The organism is Mesorhizobium sp. P2_D1 (genome assembly GCF_056404455.1).
Map to the genome: position 1 here is coordinate 1 of NZ_JBFUDZ010000172.1, position 714 is coordinate 714.

Here is a 714-nt window from a genome sequence, read left to right on the forward strand (position 1 = left end):
GCACTATCTCGTCGAGGATCGGATGCTCGAACTCGGCGTAGTCCCGACCGTCCGACGCTCTCCCGGTCAGCTTGCGGACACGCGCCAGAACTTGGTGGTAGTCCTTGGCAGCGTCRCTCACCCCATCAAGATAGCGCTTCAAGTGGTCGAAATGCACCTCGCCCATACCACGCCGATCAACCTGAACAGCGCGTGCCTGCGCGTGTGTGCTCSGGGCATAGGGGAATACGACAGCACGCACTTSGTCGGCTCTTGTCCGACTGAGCGAGCKTCCGTTTTTGATTGTGATCTCGACGGGCTCGGCGCTGCAGATGGCGCCGATCGACAGCAGGGAGACGATCGCCGATGGCGACATACGTGTCGCGGGCCACGGCATGATCACCTGCGCCGACCCATCGCTGGCCACTTCGGCAGCTGAGCGGACAAGCCGCTCATAGGCCGGCGTGAGAACGACCGGCTCGGGGGATCCAAGTCGATGTAGCGGCTGCCCGGCAAGAGCCTCCATATACCCCTCGACGTTCCGGGGCGGTCGCTTGATAGGTTCCGGGACCAAGACCGTTTCCGCAGCTCGGCGCGAGGCCATCGACGCCATCTTGGAGGTGAGACCTGCCCGCTTCTCGAGCTGCGTTTGGCGTTGCGAGGTCCGGTCCTTGAGCTCAGTCCCCGGCGCGCGGTCAAAGGGTCGATACCGCGCCATCACGCATCAACCGATTC

General features: G+C 63.5%; 1 pseudogene. It reads right to left on the reverse strand.

Annotated elements, in window-relative coordinates:
* A pseudogene (locus AC1D0I_RS32805) lies at nt 1-505 on the reverse strand (hypothetical protein); the annotation flags it as partial.
* Between the last annotated feature and the right edge of the window lie 209 nt (nt 506-714).